This is a genomic window from Bradyrhizobium shewense, from assembly GCF_900094605.1.
GTDB lineage: Bacteria > Pseudomonadota > Alphaproteobacteria > Rhizobiales > Xanthobacteraceae > Bradyrhizobium > Bradyrhizobium shewense.
In genome coordinates this window covers 1-17,595 of record NZ_FMAI01000043.1, presented here as the reverse complement: position 1 = coordinate 17,595, position 17,595 = coordinate 1, and the positions used below count along the sequence as shown (strand labels likewise).

Genomic DNA, 17,595 nt, shown 5'->3' with positions numbered 1-17,595 from the left:
AAATCAGATAGAAATGAGGTCCGCAGCAGCGCTTGGTAATCGCGCCAGCTACATCGCTTCGAAATAGATTTCGCTCCGCTGCTCGCGTTTAGCCGATGCGACAATCCGTCTTCCCGCCCCTTACAAGTTTGTCACTACGTCTCGGAGCGTTGGGGAGGGCGAGATTCCGGATCTGCGGCGTAGACGGTTCATCGTCGCGACCCTTTGCGTGCAGCCACGGTTCGCTTTCGCAAGCACACCAAAGAAAGGTACGTCCTGACACATGTATTGCGTGCACCCTTTGTTGCGCTAGTCAGACACTTACGCTTGTGCGTCGCGGCAAGCGGGAGGGCGGCAGCTGACCTTGCCTATCCAATCAATCATGCGGATCTCCGTAGGATAACCTAGTCTCCGTAATAGACGAACGGAGCCCATACCGCCGGCTGCCGTCTTGTCTTGTCCGCGTCAACAACAAACTTTCGCTTTGTTTCTGACAGAGCAACGCCCGACAACTCCCCATGCTTTATTTTGCGAAAGAATCGCTCGACAATTCCGCCGTGCTACCGTCGAGGACTGGCCATAAGGTCAAGATGGTACTCGCATTTCCTCCGGGATAGAGCGCAAACGGCAAGCCAAGGATTCCCTCGCCCGACACCCATTTGCCCACACCGGTCTCGCACGCAGAGATGAACACCAGATCGCTCCGAAAATCGAACGCTGATAACTCCGAAGCGCGCAAGTAGCCATCCTCGGATTGCCCCAGATTGGTCTTCGACAGCACGATGCCACTCAGCTCGGGATTCTTCTGGTCGAGATATCCATGCCTGGAAAAGACCACGTATCGATAGCGCTGCCCCCTCATCCTGAAGACGCCTGACGGTCGCTTCTGAGGCATTGGCTCCGGAAAACAGGCTATCGCCGACCTTCAACTCAATCAATGTCGCCAGCCCGCTCAGCTCCTTCGCTGCACCGGGTATTTGGCCATATCAACCGCTCAGCTGGACCGTCGCTCGCCCCTCGCAAAGCACCGATGCCGGCCGAGAGCTTCTCGGGTAATGGTCCCACGCCGCAGCGAGGGCGGTCCTCGCTCCAACAGATCGGCGACATTCCTCTTGACGCGCGGCGCATTGGCCGGCGCAATATAGCCGTTCGAGGTGGAATCGATACCTGCGGCGCGGCTTGAGAACTCGCAGCCGGCGCTCGCGTGTCGGGCTCCCCCAAGTCCGCGGCATAGCTACTCTCCTTGGAAACACAATCCGCCTTCATGCGAGCGCTTGGGACCGCTTGGGAGGGTTCTACGAAACTGATCGACGCGATCTTCCCTCAATCTGACAAAATCCGGTTATCCCGATCAACTCTCACGACGCGCGGAGTAAAGGTTCGTGCCTCGTTGTCGTTGAAAGAGGCGTATGCCACGATGATGAGCTTGTCTCCCGGTATGGCCAGCCGCGCAGCTGCACCATTCAGCCCGACTGTTCCTGACCCCGCGGGTGCCTCGATGACGTAAGTGGCAAACCGTGCGCCGGTGTCGACATTATAGATTTCCACGTGCTCGTTGGCTAAGAACCCAGCTGCGGTGAGTAGGTTACGATCAATCGAGATCGCACCTTCAGGGTGCAGATCGGCCTCAGTGACCGACGCGCGATGGATCTTTCCCTTCATCAACCTAACCTGCATGTCTGACCTACAAGCACCTTTGCACACCACCGGTTACTGACGTCACCGGGCTAAGCCGGAGGTGATGGAGCCTGCCCAATCGGTATCTGGTTTGAAACGGTCGCGATGAGCGCTCTGTGCTTGGAACATTAGATCGGGGAAGGAAAGCTATACAGGCTTTCGGCCTCTACGCGCGTCCAATCACTGCGGACGGACCGGCTGTCGCCGGCCGGCTTCGCTCCCACCAATACACGAACGTTCATAAGTCTCTCTTCATCCACGACAGAAGATAGATACTCGGGATTATCGACATTCGCGGACCGGATGGATGCGGCGTGGGACATCGAAAAACAGCCCTTGGCAAACGTGCCGCCGAATGCCTTTGCTCGTTACCCGAAAGCTAAGCGCCAGTCTAACGTTGGTGCGATGCGAAAAGACTTCGAAAGCCGAGCAGCAATTGCAGAAATTCTGCGCGGACGCTCGTGTCCGGCTCTTCCGGCCAGGCCAATGTTGCGCAGGGCTTCACGGCTCGCCTGTCGGGCTCGTTCCATCCGCTCGCCTTCTACGGTCGCTCCTGGTCAATGAATCCTGCTCCTTTTGCGGCGCTCTTGCGCTACGGCAGGCTCACCATTGCATGGGCGGACTGTTGAAACGCGGCCGATCAAAGGCACGATCGCGCACTCCGGCGATGCCAAGGAAGACCAACGCCGGGCCGAGCTCCTCCAGAACTCCGAAAAGGACCGGGCCGAAAACATCACGATTGTCGACCTCTTGCGCAACGACCTGTCGCGCGTTTGCACCTCGGATTCGGTGGAGGTTCCAGTGCTGTGCGGTCTGGAGTCTTACGCCTCAGTCACCATCTCATGGCGGTCGTTACCGCCGAGTTTGCACAGGGACAAGATGCCCTAACGCTCCTCAAGGCGTGCTTCCCCGGGGGATCCATTACTGGAGCGTCCAAGGTGCGATCGATGGAAACCATCTGTGAGATCGAGCATGTCGCGCGGAAGATCTATTGCGGGTTAATTGGCTTTATCGGTTTTCACGAATTCGCAATCCGCACCGTCACTATCCGCGACGAGATGGCTGTGTTCCACGCGGCATAACGGCGCTATCAGATCCCGAGGCCGAATATGACCAGACGATTGCCAAAGCACAGCATCATCGATGCATTTTACGACAACAATCATCGTGCTTCATGATTGTGATCATCGATATTACGATTCCCTCGTTTTCAACATTGCCCGTTACTTCTAGAAGCTTTGCGAAGCAACCGAGGTGATCCGGAATGACGCTATTAGCGTCGGCGATCTCGCTCGTCTCACGTCACGCGCCGTGGTGATATCGCCAGGACCATGCACACTATGGAGACGATATGAACTGCCGTTGTCGGGGCTCTCTCCGGCTTCGTTCCAATTCTCGGGATCTGCCTCCGACATCAGTGCATCGGGAGTGCTTTCGCCGGAAATGTGGGACGCGCAAGCCGGCCAATGCACGGCCGGTCCTCATCTCGGACGCCTGACGGTCAAAGACTGCTCGATGGACTCCCTTCTCCACTTAACGTCGGCCGGTACCATTCCCTAACTGTCGAGCTGGACGATTCTTGCGCGCCGAGGGACGAAATCCTCAAAAACTTTTCGGCTAAGTATGGCTTCGGCGCGAAAGGATTGTAGACTAGGCGAGGCTACTAAGGCTGGCGCAACCCGGTTAGTGCGCATCAAAGCTGGGGCGATACGATTTTACAGAAGCCACTATGAAGCGATGAACTTCCCGAACGCGCCGCACGTCGTGGGTATCGGGATGGGAGGTGAGCCAGTAGCTTCGAACGAACCGCACATCAGGGAGCAGACGCTGAAGCTCCGGATAGCGGCGGGCAGCATAATCGTGCAGGATGCCAATGCCATGGCCGCTTCTCACCGTTTCCATTTGAGCAACGACGCTGCCACACTCGTAGCGGCGCGACATCAGCCGACCAAGGGCCGAGGCGTAGTCCAGCGCCCTACTGTAAGCGAAATCCTCAACATGCGTGACGAACAACCGGCCCGTCAGATCGGACTGTTTCTCGATTTGGCCTTCGCGCACAAGATAGCTCTTCGCGGCATAAACGCTGAGTGTGTAATCGGTCAATTTCGACAAGATTAATCGCCCCTGTTTCGGCCGATCGAGAGTTATTGCAATGTCAGCTTCTCGGCGGGACAATGAAAAGGTGCGTGGAAGCGGCACCAATTGAATGATCAGACGGGGGTGTCTGGCCGCGAGTGCCCCGAGCTGATCTGCCAGAAAGTAGTTGCCCAGTCCATCCGGCGCCCCAACGCGCACAGTGCCAGTGATCGCTTCAGCGGCGCCTCCGATACTGGCGCCCACCTTGAGCAACTCGCTTTCGGCGCGTTCCGCTGCCACGACGAGGGCGTCTCCCGCCGCGGTCAACACGCAGCCAGAAGTATGGCGCTCAAGCAGCTTAACGTTGAGACTCCTTTCCAACGCCGTGACCTGGCGAGCGACTGTCGCATGGTTCAGCCTTAAATGCTTTGCCGCTTTCAAGAACTGCCCGGCACGCGCGACTTCAAGAAAGATCCGAACGCTTTCCCAATCCATCGGCTACACTTTCTACACAACGGAGTCGCGAATTTAGCCGTTGATGCGCAAATCTATGCATCCATTATGAGACGCGATCAAGCGGTTTACAGCGGAGCAATGCGGTGTCGGCAACCATTCGGAATTTCATCAATGGCGAACTGGTGCAAGGATGGAGCGGCAGGACTTCGCCGGTTTTCAATCCTGCAACTGGCCAACAATCCGCGACGCTCGGATTGGCTTCGGCAGATGACGTGAGAGCTGCTGTAGGTGCCGCGCGTGCCGCCTTCCCGGCCTGGGCCGCTACGCCTCCCCTCCGACGAGCCCGGATCCTCAACCGGTTCCTGCGCATTTTGGAAGAGCGGACCGACGAACTCGCCCACGCCATCACAGCCGAACACGGCAAGGTGGTTTCAGATGCCAAGGGTGAAGTTCAACGCGGAATGGAAGTAGTGGAGTTCGCCACGGGCGCACCGCAGCTCTTGAAGGGTGAAATTACGGAGAACGTCGGTACGCGGGTTGACAGCCATTCGCTGCGGCAGCCATTGGGTGTTGTGGCGGGCATCACGCCATTCAACTTTCCGGCCATGGTCCCGATGTGGATGTTTCCCGTCGCGCTCGCCTGCGGCAACGCCTTCATTCTCAAACCATCCGAGCGCGATCCGTCTGCTTCGCTGATCCTGGCGAAATGGCTCGAGGAAGCAGGCCTGCCCCGTGGCGTCTTCAACGTCGTGCAGGGTGACAAGGAAGCGGTTGACGCGCTTCTTACCCATCCTGATGTTGCAGCCGTGAGTTTCGTGGGTTCGACGCCAATTGCCCGCTACATTTACGAGACCGCGACCCGGCACGGCAAGCGTTGCCAGGCGCTTGGCGGTGCCAAGAACCATATGATTATCATGCCGGATGCCGACATGGATCAGGCCGTCGATGCGCTCATGGGTGCCGCTTATGGCTCGGCCGGCGAGCGTTGCATGGCCATCTCCGTTGCTGTCCCGATCGGCGAGACGACCGCCCAGCGCCTGATCGAAAAGCTGACCCCGAAGGTGCGCGCGTTGAACATCGCGCCCGGCACCGATCCAGATGCCGAGATGGGGCCCTTGGTGACCAAGCAGCATCTCGAGAAAGTTCGCGCCTATATCGATGCGGGTGTTGCCGAGGGCGCGGAGCTCGTGGTCGACGGGCGCGACTTTAAGCGTCAGGGTTATGAAGACGGCTATTTCATCGGTGGCACGCTGTTCGACCGCGTCACTACCGACATGAAAATCTATCGAGAAGAGATCTTCGGTCCGGTTCTAGCGGTCGCTCGCGCGAACTCGTATGATGATGCATCGGACATGATCAACCAGCACGAATTTGGCAATGGCACAGCGATCTTCACCAGAGACGGCGATGCGGCCCGGGAATTCGCTCATCAGATTCAGGTCGGCATGGTCGGCATCAATGTGCCGATACCGGTTCCGATGGCATTTCATTCGTTCGGTGGCTGGAAGGCATCTCTGTTCGGCGACCACCACATGCATGGCCCGGAAGGCATTCGATTCTATACCAAGTTAAAGACGATCACGACCAGATGGCCAACGGGTATTCGGGCCGGAGCCGAATTCGTGATGCCGACGATGGAATAGTCCTTTCGGGTGCTCCAACAATTTGATTACGGGCAGCGGCCGCGCTTAAAGCGGTCGCCGCTGCACCGCTCGAATGCAGCGGACCTCGCTGAATCAGGCTACTGTCCCGAATGGACCTTGACGGGACTTTCCGGGTCCACGGGCTCCAAGCGTCGGGTCGGGACTTACCTGCACCAGCATCTTGCCGAAACTGTCGCCGCGTAGCATTTCGGCGAAAGCGGTGGGGATGGTCTCCAATCCCTGGCGGATATCCTCGCGGTACTTGACCTTACCCGCCTTCACTAAGGGGGCGAGATACGCCAACATCTCCTCGTGCTGTCCAGCGAACTCGCTGACGGAGAGATTCATTACCCTGACGTCACGTGTCTTGAAGATTGGTTCACCTCTTTTCATCAGTGCGGCGCGTCTATCGACGCCTCCGTCCTCGTCGCCATAATGCGCGATGAGGCCGCAGATGGTCATTCGCGCGGCCTGATTGAACAGCGGCAGCACCGCCTCGAATACCTTGCCCCCCACATTTTCGAAGTACACGTCAATGCCCGGTTGGCAAACGGCTGCGAGATCGGCTGAGAGAGTGGGCGAAAGATGGGAAACGCAGGCATCGAAGCCCAGATCATCAGTCACGAACTTGCATTTGGCATCGCGCCCAGCGATCCCGATGACCCGCGCCCCCCGCTGCTTGGCGAGCTGCCCCGCGATCTGGCCGACGCCGCCTGAAGCGGCCGATACCACCACTATCTCGTTCGGCTGAGGCGAGGCCATCAAGTTCATGCCGGCGTAGGCGGTCAGCCCCAGCATTCCAAGCACGCCCACGGCTTGGGAGATGCGCCCGACCGACGCATCGAGCTTGCGCGGGACCATGTAGCCCGGCCGCCAGACTCCCTCGCCCATAAGCGCATATTCGGTCCAGCCGTTGGTGTTGAAAACGAAATCGCCGGCCGCAAATCCGTCCATCCGGCTCTCGATGATCTGCGAGACGGTGCGCGCATGGCAGGGCGCGCCTTCTGGCCCAGTCCGCTCCCGCTGGTAGTACAATTGATATGGGTCGAGCGACACATAGATGGTCCGCGTCAGCGCCTGTCCCAAGGCGGGCACCGGGACTGCCCCCTCCTTCAGCACGAACGTGTCCTGCTGTGGCCATCCCGTCACCGGCTCGTCCGCCAAGGTCCAGTATCTATTTCTCACGACGTCACTCCCTTGTGGGCACCGCCCTGATGCTTGAGTCTCAAGTCTGTCATCAATCGGTTGCGGCGATATCCCCCGACCGTGGAAGCGGGCCTTCTACATTGCGAACACATCGCTTCTAGCGCTCCAGTTCTCGCTTCCTGACCAAGTCTCCCGACAACCGAGCAGGCCAAATGGGCGCCAGGCCGAACTCTCACAAACGTTAGAGCGCATGTGGATTCGGCTCGAACACGCTTCATCAGATAGTACGCACTGAGCTCGAGTCTTTTAACTGCACCGCAATCTTTACGCGAGTTCGATCTCCGCGGTCCGGGACTAGCCACACCAAGCCTTCATTGCTCCACAGGCAATTGGTCTCACGAAGCCTGATATAATTTTCGGCCATAATCGACGGTGCGGCGCGTTATTCCGGCGCGAATGCCCCTAGCATCGTGTTGAGTTGTTCGCGCGAGGCGCAGCGGCGAGATTCTTTAGTAAGGAGCAATGGCTATGCTGGCCTGTTTGTGTCTAACCGTCCAGACATTTGAGGCCTTGCTGTTGCGACGTACCAAGTATCTGAGGCATTCCCTCCCGCTCAAACCCGCATTGGATATGGCACACTAGTGCTCGTGCTCATGGCAGCCACACCCGAGACGATCAGTTCGATGCGCGTTGTACGTCGCCAATGCGCCCTCGAACGGGTCAATCGATGGAGCTGATCGTCAATTCGCGCTGACAGATGTAATCGTTTTTCGTTTTTTCTTATCTACCGCCGGTTCGTTGAGTCTGACGACGGCTATCTCGAGATATTTGCTTGCCCACATGATGTCGTTTGCCAACGCACGCCGTGCACCTGCACCATCTCCAGCAGCCAGGCTCGCGAGGATCGCTCGGTGCGGATGATCCTTCGCGGTTGCGGATGCACTGAAATCATTCAGCGTGAGAAGCGGACCGATCTGAACCCACAGGCTTTCGATCAATCCGCAGACCACAGGCAAGTCTGACGATCTGTAAATCCTGAAATGAAATTCTTCGTTGATCGCGAGGACGGCCTGCACGTCGCGCTGGCGTCTTGCGAGCATCAGTTGCTCCTGCATCTTCTCCAGCGCGATGATGTCGCTCGCTGAGATGTTGTTCGCCGCAGCTTCTGCAGCTCGCCCTTCCAACTCAATTCGAATGTCACGAATTTCCCTGAACCGGCCCACGCTCAAGACGGGGACCATCATCGAACGCGACTGATGCGGAACAAGGCCGCGCTCGGAAGCCAGCCGCAGAAGGGCCTCCCTCACGGGAGTGACACTTACTCCAAGCTCTTCCGCCAATGGTTTGAGAAGAAGCCGCTGGCCCGGCCGGAACCGGCCAGCCATGAGAGCTTTGCGAAGCAACAGATATGCCCTTGCGTGTAAGTTATCACGTCCGACGTGCAGCCAATCAAGTTCGGTGGGCATGGGGAGTTTGAATGAGGAAGCAGAGGAGTCCGCGTCTCGAGATCCCGCTTTTCTCATTTCTGTTCGTTCCCATCTCGACTGGCGCGACTTCTGGTATGCCTGCTCCTTCACAGGCAAGTCCGTGTATCACGGGGTGGGGAGCCACAAAAGATTAAAGGGGCCGCGCGGGCCCCTTTAAGACATGTCTGGACAGCGGAGTACCGGATTAGCTTCCGGAGGGCGGGGCCCAGGGCAAGGGAGCGAGCGCCTCAAACTCAGTCACCACGTCGATGACGGCGGGCTTACCGGACCGACGCGCATCATCGAAGGCCTTTGCCAAGTCACCGGGCTTCTCGACGCGCACCCCGAAGCAGTCGAAATCGCGTGCGATTTGCGCGAAATCTGTGTCTCGATAGGCAAAGATCTCCTCTTTGTTGCCCTTCCTTCCTTCGTAGGCAATGTCGATGTTTCTCCTGCCCTGTCCAAGGCAATGATTGTTGTTCACGATCGTGATTACGTTAAGGCCATACCGCCGAGCCGTTTCCAGTTCGGGAAGATGATACATAAAACCACCATCGCCAGTTAAGCAGACGACGGGACGATCTGGCATCGCACACTGAACGCCGAGTGAAGCAGGAAAGGCCCAGCCCAACGATCCGGCGGCTCGCAGGTATCCCTGAGCTGGGTCGGTCAGATAGACAAGCGTGCCGCTCCAGTGCGATGCGTATCCGGTATCGGCCACCAGCATTGCGTTCTTCGGAAGCCAGTCCGAGATCTCCCGGCATAGACGCTCTGGCCTGATTGGCGTCGCCTCAGAGGATCGCGCGATCTCCGCTTCTGCCCGCCATTCGGCGACGTAATCAGCAACCTTCCGCTGCCAATCAGGTCTCGAACGAGATGGCAGTTCCGAGCCAAGGCGATCGAGAGCCGCTTTCGGGTCGCCCTGCACACCAATCGCTTCGGGGAAGTTGCGACCAAGCTCCGCCGGATCGATGTCGATCTGCACAATTTGCGCCTCGGGCCTTGGCTGCTTCCAGTGGTTCGTAATCATGTCCCCGGTATCGCTGCCGACGAACATGACAAGATCCGCATCGTTCAGGATCTTGTTTGCACAGCTGCGCGAGTAGGTCCCGGCCACACCCCCATTTTGCGGGTGGAACTCCGGAAGAGCGTGTTTTGCGTCAAGCGACATCACAACTGGAATCTGGTGATGTTCGACGAGTGCCTTCAGGGCGCCCTCGGCGCCTGACATCATCAAGCCGGCGCCTGCAAGGATCACAGGGCGCTCTGAAGCCGCGATTGCCGCCACGGCACGGCTGACCGATTCCGCATCCGGAGAAGGCCGGAAAGCTGGCACCTTTGCGTAGGTCTCTTCGGGGAAGATGCTGGCTGTGAATTCGGCAGCGCCAACGATGTCGCCCGTATAGCCGGTGATGTCGAGATGGACAGGGCGGGAGGTGCCGGTGGTCGCCTCTCTAAATGCTTGACGAAGGAGATGGGGCAGTTGCCCCACCTCATCCACTCGACCTCTGAACTTCGTGACGGAGGCGTAAAGCGGCTCGTGTGGAAGCTCCTGATACGCGTTTCGGTACTGGTAGTTGGCCGCGTGGCGCCCCGTCAACGCGACGACCGGTGCGTAGGCAAACCAGGATTCCTGGAGGGCCGCGGCGAGATTGGCGGCTCCGACGGATTGCGCCATGCAAACGGCAGGCCGTCGCAATGCGCGCGCATAGCCGTCGGCCATGTATGCGATTCCCTTCTCGGAGTGCCCGAGAATCCGCTTGATGCCGAGGTCTTCCATCTCGGTGAGCGCACGTCGCAGAACGGCATCCATGAAGAAGACGTGCGAGATACCCTTCGCCTTGATGGTCTCGGCAATGAAGCGACCTCCGGTCATAAGGCGGGCCGGCTCAGCCTTCGACAACTTCAAATTACTCATCTTGTCCTATCTCTCGGTCAGTTTGGCGCTGAAGCCTCAGGCGGGCATTTAGCTTTTTTCCTGACGACCTACAGTCATGAATGATCTCACGTTGCGCGAGCTTTTTATATGATATAAAAAGTGCGGTCAATTCGCGATCGGCCCCCGTCGGGGGCGCTGGGCTGCACCCGCGCGGCTCGCTTATGAGAGAAACCATCGAAGGAGAGACCATGATCCGCTACGAACTGTCGGGAAAAAGAGCGCTCGTGACCGGTGCCGCTTCAGGCATCGGCTTGGCGACCTTGAAGCGGTTGGCACAGTCGGGGTGCAGTGTTGCGCTGAACCACCTTCCCGACGATCCACGGGGGCCCGAGGAGGTGAGCAAGCTCCGGGCGGACGGTTACGACGTCTTCGGCGTACCGGGCGCGATCGGTGATGGAAAAGAGACAGAACTCGTGGACCTTGCCCTTGACAAGATGGGAGGGCTGGACCTTCTCGTTAACAATGCTGGGACGCCGGGAGCACGGCAGTCCATTTCTTCGTCCGATCTCGACCTCATTACTGACGAGCTGTGGTCGGCGGTGTTGGAGACGAACCTCATCGGGCTGTTCCGATGCACGCGCGCCGCTGCCCCCTCGTTGCGGCAATCGAGAGGCGCGATCGTAAGCTTGGCCTCAGTGTCGGCCCTGACCTCGAGGGGATCTAGTTTGGCCTATGCGGCAAGCAAGGCCGGTATCATTGCAATCACGCGTCATCTTGCGCAAGGTCTCGCACCGGAGATCCGGATTAACGCAGTGGCTCCGGGCGCGGTTGACAGCACCTGGCAGATCGAGTGGACGGAAGCGCAGCGGCAAAGCTCGATTGAGCGAACTCCCCTGCGGCGCAGATGCGTTCCCGAGGATATCGCCGAAACGATCGTCTATCTTGGCTTTGCAGCGCCGATGATTACAGGGCAGACCATCGTCATCGATGGGGGCCTGACGCTGTAGCTACGGCGCGACTCGATCCTGAAGTTTTCGAACTCGTGGAACATTGTTTTACCTGGATCGAGTCGAATGAGCCAGCAGCCTCCGATGTAGTAGCCTGAAGGCGGATCGCGGAACCCGGCATCCTACCCGGCCGCGCAAGAAAGCTGGGCCGCTGGCACCAAAGTCACGCACGCTGCGGCTTTCCCCCTCGCGATTGGTCTGCAGCTAACTCCTATCTAGCGCGCTTCCGTCACGCAGCCACTCGTGTTCGCCAGATGAATTGAGCGGCCGAGAGCCTGCTCGACGAGATCAAAGGTGTCGATGAGCGCGCGCATATTGATGAGCCGTGCGGCCTCGAATTGGGCGAACTGCGCGCTGGCCATACACTGACTATAGGTCGAGAACTGGCAATTGCCTGGATATCCCCAGCTACGCCCCTGCAGGCAATAAACATCCTGTCGAACGGGTGGCGCATCGCGCAAGTGACGCCCTGGAGCCGCGATCTAGGGCGATTCAAAACCGGCGAAGACGGAAACTGTGAAGACGACGATGAAGAGAGTGTAGCGCATGAGATTTCTTCTCCCAGAAAGCTGCCTCAAGCATGCGGACGATGTGTTTTAAGGATTGTCGATCACAAATGGCAGACGGCGGTTCGCTCGCCGGCTGTCCTGCTCGCAATCCCACGTGAACCGCCCAAGTCAGCGAATACTTCTTTGGAAAGGGTTTTCTCATCACCCTGACATCGCGGTCCCTGGTTGAAGGGCGAGCGCTTGATTTTCGCACACAAAAGAACGAAACGAGCAATCTCAATCGCTCGAGCTCTGTTCCGGTTGATGTTTTCGCAGCCTCACCACCCACCGCGCAGCAAGCCGTGAGGTCGACTGCGGTGGCCAACTCAGCATGGGTGCACCGACGAGCAAGGCCGGCGCACCTGCATTGCCAACGGCGCTGACGGACTTCGACATGCTCGCTATACCGCGAAGGGCAGGATCCACTATGGCGCGACAATCAGGATGAGAGCGCGTATTGCCTCACATATCGATGCTCCCGAGTGCGATCGGGTTGCCTCATTTATTTTGCTCCCGGCTTGGGTTGAGGAGGACGCCGGGTGCGGAGATGGTCGGGGTTTCGGAGCGCCCGGCCTCCTCCGCTGGCACCTGGCACATCATTGGGGTGCTGTGACCTCATACCCCGGAAGCGTTTCCTCCGTAGGAACGAACAGTAACGCGTTCGCTTGATCGCTGCGCCAGGATTTAAGTCGACGTTGAAGCGTTCGAAGAAGCTTGTTCGGATAGGCTCCAGGATATTCCACCTGCAACCGGGAGAGCAGTTCGCTGCCCGTCCGCCAGGGTTCGACTTCAAACCATTTTCGCAAATCTGGCGTTGCCCTGATGAGCGGGTCGGGACGGCGCCGGCCTCTCTTCGCTTTCACGATTGGCCGATCCGTTGGTCGCATAGCTCCGTCCTTCCAGGCGGTTCGCAGACTTGCAAGAAAGAGATCAATCGATTGCGATGCCGCAGCAGGATTGACGATTGGCTGGGTATCCGCAAGCGCCACGAGGCGTTCCTGCGCGCCGCGGATATCGCGCAACAACGCGACCGGGTCGAGAGCGGCATAGATTTTTCTTGGAGTTGGGTGCGAACCGCGTCGGGCGTACGGGCGTCGGCGGCCAAGCGCTGGTGTGGTGTTGCGGGCGCGCTGTATGTCTTGCGCACACGCGCGCCGTCGCGCTGCTTGGCTATCAATTTGAACGAGGGTTGGAAGAAGTTCACGAACAGCCGCGCCGATCGATAGAGTTCAGCCAGCAGCTTGGCCGCTTCCAGGCCCTCGAACCGACGATAGCCGACCATCCTGCGCACGACGGCGCCGTTCTTCTGCTCGACGAACGCCTGGTCATTCTTTCGGTAGGGCCGGCAACGCGTGAAGACGATGTTGGCCGCCTCGCAGTAGGCTTTCAGCGTCTCGTTCATGAACACGGTATCATTGTCAGTATCGAGGCCGAGCAGCGCAAACGGCAATTGTTTGCGCAATTCCATCAGCACCGTGCTCAACAGCGTCTGTTCGCGCACGATCAGAGGAGCGCACTCCGTCCAGCCGGTAGCAATGTCGGTGAGCACAAGGGTCTGGATGAAGCTGCCGCGCGCCGATGGACCGCTATGCGCGACAAGGTCGGCCTCGACGAATCCCGGCGCCGGATCATTCCAATCTGCCGACGTCCTTATTGGAACACTGCGACGCAACGAGTGCGTCGCGTGCCGCCGGCGCTTGCGACCTAATTCTTCTCGGACCCGCACCAATGCGCGGTCGATCGTCGCAGCGCTCATCGCCAAAAGTTTGTCGCGGATCTCGGGGGCAAGGTCGAGGTGGCCATGCCGTTCCATCGCCTCAATCAGCGCAGGCATTAATGCCTTCAGCCGCTTCCCGCAGATCCGGTCTGACAACTCCCAAAGGAGCACGAGCGCGTTATTCTGCCTCATTATAGACTCGACGTCGCGCCCGTCGGCCTGGGCGTGCGTCTTCCTGACCTCGAAGTAGTCGCATCGCATGCTTGCGATGGAATCCGGTGATGTCGACGAACTCGTCCAATATCCGCACCTTCTTCGCGCGATCCGAACGCCGATAGCGCGCGCCTGCTGCCGCCGTCAGTTCCTTCCGTGTTGCCATGCTTAGCCACCCCATCTTCGCCCCCGCTCGTTCCCGATCCAAGGGAGCAATTTACGTGAGGCAGCGGCTCAGCATCCGGTAACAATTATGGCGAGGCAATGCGATTGCCAGCGTCAATCACCGCCTTCTCGAGTTCATTTGGAGTGGCGTGAACCGGCGGCCGGCCTGGACCGCGCCTGCGATCGAGAGCAACTTTTCGACGGTAGCTCTCGACATTCATCTCGAGGATCGTGGCGTGGTGCACCAGGCGATCGATCGCCGCCAGCGTCATCGCCTGATCGGGGAAGATGCGGCCCCACTCGCCGAACGGCTGATTGGCCGTGATCAGCAGCGAGCGTCGCTCGTAGCGGGTGGCGATCAGCTCGAACAGTACGCTGGTCTCCGCCTGATCCTTGCTCACATATGTGATGTCGTCGAGGATCAGGAGGTCGTAGCGGTCGAGTTTGGCGATGGCGGACTCCAGCGCCAGCTCGCGCCGGGCCACCTGCAGCCGCTGCACCAGATCAGTGGTGCGTGCAAAGAGAACGCGCCAACCGTCCTCGACGAGAGCCAGGCCGATCGCTGCGCCGAGATGGGTCTTGCCGCCGCCGGGGGGACCGAACAGCAGCAGATTGGCGCCGGTCTTCAACCAGACGTCACCGGCGGCGAGCGCCATCGACTGTGCCTTTTGACAGCATCGGCACGCTCTCGAACTCGAACGTGGCGAGCGTCTTGCCGGCGAGCAAACGCGCTTCCACCATGTGTCGTTCGATGCGGCGGCGGGTGCGATCGGCGGCCTCGTGCTCGGCAAGGGCCGCAAGGAAGCGGGCGGCGGGCCAGCCTTCCTTGTCCGACTGCGCGGCGAGCTTCGGCCAGATCGCCCTGACGCCAGGCAGGCGCAACTCATTGAGCAGCAGCTCGACGCGGGCGGCATCGATGGAGGTCGCTATGCTGGTCATGCTGCTCCTCCCAGGTTCGAGTGGGCCGACACGATGCTGACGGAGGCCAGCTCATCGTAGACGTCGAGCGACGCCAGCTTGACGGCGACACTCGGGATCGAGGCCGCCTCGGGTCGGAAGCGATCGCGCAATGCCGCAAGATCGGGTAACCGTCCGGCATCGAGAGCGGTCGCGATCGCCTCGGCGAGCTCGGCTTCGCAGGCTCGCTCATGGGCCAGGGCCAGAAGCTCGACCGTCACCTTGCAGGCGCGCCGGTCGTCGCCATGCTCCCGCAAGGTCTCGAAGAGGCGCTTGTAAGCCGCGCGCGGGAAGAGCTGGTCGCAATAGACGAGGCTGACGAGCGCCATCGGCTTGCGGCGCAGGGCATGGATGACGTGCCGGTAATCGATAACATGCCCGCCGCGGCTCTCCGACACAGGCCGACCACGTCGCAGCGTCACGACCGGCGTGACGCCGAGGAAGCATTCGAGCCGGTCGTCGAAGATGCGCACACGCAGGCGATGACCAATCAGTCTTGAAGGCACGGTGTAGAACAGGGCAGACGAACGCCGCCAGCGGTTGGCCCTGCGGCGTCACAAGCGTCTTCTCGAAGGCGATGCGCTCGTAGCGTGGCATTATAGGCTCGGCGGCGCAGCGACTGGTAGATTGCCTCAGGGGATGAGGCGAGGCGACGCTGCAGAACAGTCAGCGCGAACCCAACCGTTCCAGCACGCTTGTCGTTCTCCAGCGCCTCCGCCCGATTGAACTCCTCCCGAACGTAATCGGTGACCGCCTTGTAGAGCGAGGCCTCGGCGTCGGAGAGCCTGTAGGGGACGGTGTAGGCGACGCGCTCAGGAAACAGCGGCGTCGCGTCGAATTTCAACAGGTTCTCTTTCACCATGCGTCGCATCAGGTCCGAGACATCGGCCACATGCACACCGTCGCGGAACTTGCCCTCGAAGCGATCACCATCGAGAAGCGCCATGAAAAGCTGAAAGTCCTCTTCCTTGCCGTTGTGCGGCGTCGCCGTCATCAGAAGGAAGTGCCGCGTAAGCTGCGAGAGCAATTGCCGAGCCGGTAGCGTTTGGTGTACTTCACTTCGCCACCGAAGAAAGTGGCCGATAGCTTGTGCGCTTCGTCCACCACGACCAGGTCCCAACGGCAATCGGGGGCTTGCAGCTTTAGCTGGACGTCTTCGTTGCGGGCGAGCTTGTCGAGGCGGGCGATGGCTAGATTTGTCTCCAGGAACCAGTTGCCTGTAGACGAGCAAACAGGCACTAAGCTGGACCGTGCGTTCAAGCGTATTGAGAGCCAGGCTGTCACTTATTTTGGAAGGGTGGAGATCGTTAATTCTCCGAGCAAGGACCTTTGTTTATCGTTCATCTCGCGGAAAACAGGTGACTTGCATCATTCCGGCGGAGTCGTTTGTACGATTAGAGGAAAATGGGGATCTGCGGAATGGGTCCTTGGTCAAGGTTCGAGGTCATCTTCGTAAGAGGCCCCAGCGGGACGAGATGGTCTGTGAACTAGCCCCCGAGTTTTTGCCTTCTCCGCCTCCAAACTTGCGTTAGCTTGCAATGGCTTTCGCTTACGGATTGCTGCGCTCCCCTTCGATAACGCCGAAGTTTAGCAGCATATATCAACAGTCCTCGTGCCGCGCTGGAAAAGGCGTCCAACGCAGTTGATATACGAACAGTCGTGTCCGTCTACTACCAAGGCGGCACTGAGAGTTGGCTCTTAACCTGCTAACTTTCTAAGTAAGCCGTCAACGAGCTGTGTTTGCTGATTGGTGAGTTCAGTAATGGATTGGTCGAAACGATCATCCATTTCCTTTCGCTTTTGCATAGCTAACTCATATTGCTTCTGCAATTCAGAGATTTTTACGCGCGATTCGTCCGAGTCGATGCTTTTGAACTTGTCTATCGAAGTGCTGAGCATGGTAATAGCAGGCTCAAGCATAGCCGTCGCCTCCGAGCGCTTGTTCTGAATTTGCGTGCGGAGACACGAAAATAGTGTGTTAGCCGCACCGCCGATCTCACTCTTTGCGGTCTCGGCGAACTTCGATTTTGCTGCCTGCACTTGCGACTCGGCTTTGCTTTTGAGCGCGCCGGCACGATCCTGATATTGGCTGTACTCGGCCCTAACATTTACGACCGTGAATTGAGGTAGCCCGAGGATAATTTCTTTGCGTCTTCATGGTTATCGGCGACGATCTCCAGCAGTTGCTCAACACTCCTGCGCCCGACAGGGGCGACAATCCCGAACTTGGCGAGATAGGCGCGGATTGAATTGATCACGGCAGTCCGCTGACGGATGAAGAGATGGCGTGCCCGGTGAAGCATCAGGCAGCTCTACTGCTCGACTGTCTTGGTCGGTACAAACCGCATGGTAGATCGTAAGCATACGACGAAGACCGCCTGATTGACGCATGCGCGCGGGCACAGTGAGCTCTATGATTGCTTGGGTGAGGTCAGGCAGCCTGCTGACCGGCGGGCTTGTCGCCTTGGCGCAGGAGCTTCCATTCCCAGGGCAGCAGTTCGTGTAGCCGTGATGTAGGAAGATCGGCGATACGGGCGAGGACATCGGCTAGCCAGGCCTTTGGATCGACGTCATTGAGACGACACGTCGTGATCATCGTCAGCATGATGGCGGCACGGTCGGCCCCGCGCTGGCTGCCGGCGAAGGTCCAGTTGCGTCGTCTCAAG

15 protein-coding genes and 5 pseudogenes are annotated in these 17,595 nt (G+C 59.0%); 4 read left to right on the top strand and 16 right to left on the bottom strand.

The annotated features are described in order from the left end of the window. Nucleotides 1–502: 502 nt before the first annotated feature. Nucleotides 503–841: a CHAT domain-containing protein gene (locus tag GA0061098_RS39970; protein WP_165637919.1), complete on the bottom strand. Its 339-nt coding sequence runs from the start codon at nt 839–841 to the stop codon at nt 503–505. Between the two features lie 461 nt (nt 842–1,302). After that, entirely contained in the window at nt 1,303–1,656 is a 354-nt protein-coding gene (panD, locus tag GA0061098_RS39965) for an aspartate 1-decarboxylase (RefSeq protein WP_091967079.1), read from the bottom strand. 576 nt (nt 1,657–2,232) lie between these two features. Between panD and GA0061098_RS39960 the strand changes: the two are divergent. Then, nucleotides 2,233–2,738, top strand: a pseudogene (locus GA0061098_RS39960) (chorismate-binding protein). 363 nt (nt 2,739–3,101) lie between these two features. Continuing rightward, nucleotides 3,102–3,305 carry a hypothetical protein gene (locus tag GA0061098_RS47330; RefSeq protein ID WP_430649295.1) on the top strand — a complete coding sequence of 68 codons (204 nt, stop codon included), beginning with the start codon at nt 3,102–3,104 and terminating at the stop codon, nt 3,303–3,305. Between the two features lie 34 nt (nt 3,306–3,339). Here the strand turns inward: GA0061098_RS47330 and GA0061098_RS39950 are convergent, their stop codons facing one another. Continuing rightward, nucleotides 3,340–4,227 (bottom strand): LysR family transcriptional regulator, encoded by an 888-nt coding sequence (locus tag GA0061098_RS39950; protein ID WP_091967077.1) that lies wholly within the window; start codon nt 4,225–4,227, stop codon nt 3,340–3,342. 104 nt (nt 4,228–4,331) lie between these two features. Between GA0061098_RS39950 and GA0061098_RS39945 the strand changes: the two genes are divergently transcribed. After that, entirely contained in the window at nt 4,332–5,831 is a 1,500-nt protein-coding gene (locus GA0061098_RS39945) for a CoA-acylating methylmalonate-semialdehyde dehydrogenase (protein WP_091967074.1), read from the top strand. Nucleotides 5,832–5,924: 93 nt separating this feature from the next. On the opposite strand, the gene GA0061098_RS39940 is transcribed toward GA0061098_RS39945, so the two are convergent. From GA0061098_RS39940 to GA0061098_RS39930, 3 genes are all read right to left on the bottom strand, one after another. After that, nucleotides 5,925–6,995: an MDR family NADP-dependent oxidoreductase gene (locus tag GA0061098_RS39940; protein WP_208610735.1), complete on the bottom strand. Its 1,071-nt coding sequence runs from the start codon at nt 6,993–6,995 to the stop codon at nt 5,925–5,927. Between the two features lie 722 nt (nt 6,996–7,717). Further along, on the bottom strand, nt 7,718–8,443 hold the full coding sequence (locus GA0061098_RS39935) for a GntR family transcriptional regulator (RefSeq protein WP_165637918.1): 726 nt from the start codon (nt 8,441–8,443) through the stop codon (nt 7,718–7,720). 205 nt (nt 8,444–8,648) lie between these two features. Continuing rightward, nucleotides 8,649–10,361 (bottom strand): thiamine pyrophosphate-binding protein, encoded by a 1,713-nt coding sequence (locus tag GA0061098_RS39930; RefSeq protein ID WP_208610734.1) that lies wholly within the window; start codon nt 10,359–10,361, stop codon nt 8,649–8,651. Between the two features lie 209 nt (nt 10,362–10,570). Between GA0061098_RS39930 and GA0061098_RS39925 the strand changes: the two genes are divergently transcribed. Then, on the top strand, nt 10,571–11,329 hold the full coding sequence (locus GA0061098_RS39925; protein WP_091967105.1) for an SDR family NAD(P)-dependent oxidoreductase: 759 nt from the start codon (nt 10,571–10,573) through the stop codon (nt 11,327–11,329). 215 nt (nt 11,330–11,544) lie between these two features. On the opposite strand, the gene GA0061098_RS39920 is transcribed toward GA0061098_RS39925, so the two are convergent. The 10 genes and pseudogenes from GA0061098_RS39920 to GA0061098_RS39885 all read right to left on the bottom strand — a co-directional run. Then, nucleotides 11,545–11,691, bottom strand: coding sequence for a hypothetical protein (locus tag GA0061098_RS39920; RefSeq protein ID WP_208610736.1), 147 nt, complete (start codon nt 11,689–11,691; stop codon nt 11,545–11,547). Continuing rightward, nucleotides 11,680–11,811: pseudogene (locus GA0061098_RS45760) on the bottom strand (DUF3551 domain-containing protein); the annotation flags it as partial. The gene GA0061098_RS39920 and the pseudogene GA0061098_RS45760, both read right to left, overlap by 12 nt. Nucleotides 11,812–12,473: 662 nt before the next feature. Then, a pseudogene (locus tag GA0061098_RS39915) lies at nt 12,474–13,988 on the bottom strand (ISNCY family transposase). A 70-nt stretch (nt 13,989–14,058) separates the two neighbouring features. Then, nucleotides 14,059–14,911: pseudogene (gene istB, locus GA0061098_RS39910) on the bottom strand (IS21-like element helper ATPase IstB). Next, nucleotides 14,908–15,447: pseudogene (locus GA0061098_RS39905) on the bottom strand (IS21 family transposase); the annotation flags it as partial. The pseudogenes istB and GA0061098_RS39905, both read right to left, overlap by 4 nt. Next, nucleotides 15,420–15,923, bottom strand: a complete 504-nt coding sequence (locus tag GA0061098_RS47325) for a hypothetical protein (protein ID WP_208610733.1) — start codon at nt 15,921–15,923, stop codon at nt 15,420–15,422. The gene GA0061098_RS47325 and the pseudogene GA0061098_RS39905, both read right to left, overlap by 28 nt. After that, nucleotides 15,923–16,189, bottom strand: coding sequence for a DEAD/DEAH box helicase family protein (locus GA0061098_RS47320; RefSeq protein WP_208610732.1), 267 nt, complete (start codon nt 16,187–16,189; stop codon nt 15,923–15,925). Before GA0061098_RS47320 ends, GA0061098_RS47325 begins: the two co-directional genes overlap by 1 nt. A 438-nt stretch (nt 16,190–16,627) precedes the next feature. Beyond that, nucleotides 16,628–16,969 carry a hypothetical protein gene (locus GA0061098_RS39895; protein WP_091967066.1) on the bottom strand — a complete coding sequence of 114 codons (342 nt, stop codon included), beginning with the start codon at nt 16,967–16,969 and terminating at the stop codon, nt 16,628–16,630. Nucleotides 16,970–17,037: 68 nt separating this feature from the next. Further along, the gene (locus tag GA0061098_RS47580) at nt 17,038–17,232 is read right to left on the bottom strand and encodes a hypothetical protein (RefSeq protein WP_091967064.1); all 195 of its coding nucleotides are present in this window, start codon (nt 17,230–17,232) and stop codon (nt 17,038–17,040) included. 128 nt (nt 17,233–17,360) lie between these two features. Further along, a partial coding sequence (locus GA0061098_RS39885; RefSeq protein WP_129591070.1) for a transposase domain-containing protein occupies nt 17,361–17,595 on the bottom strand: 235 nt, incomplete at its 5' end.